Below are 223 nucleotides of genomic sequence, written 5' to 3' on the forward strand. Positions count from 1 at the left end.
GTGGTTGTTGATTGGCAGACCATCTTTGTTGGTCAGCGTCACGGTGTAGGTAATGTCGCCGCCTTCGGTGACCGACGAAGTCGCGGTCAATTTGGCGACCACTTCGTCGATGGTATCGGTAACTTTTACCGACGCATCACCACCCAGTTGCAGGTTTTCGAAGGTACGGCCGTCGATGTCTACAGCCGAAGTAATGCCGAGTTTGATTTCACCCGAGTCTTTG

At 52.9% G+C, this 223-nt stretch carries 1 protein-coding gene; it reads right to left on the bottom strand.

All coding sequences use genetic code 11. From position 1 onward, the window contains the following. Nucleotides 1-223 (bottom strand): immunoglobulin-like domain-containing protein (locus tag IAE33_RS24465; protein WP_201165785.1); only part of this gene is annotated, 223 nt, incomplete at both ends.

The organism is Pseudomonas sp. S60 (assembly GCF_016647865.1).
GTDB lineage: Bacteria > Pseudomonadota > Gammaproteobacteria > Pseudomonadales > Pseudomonadaceae > Aquipseudomonas > Aquipseudomonas parafulva.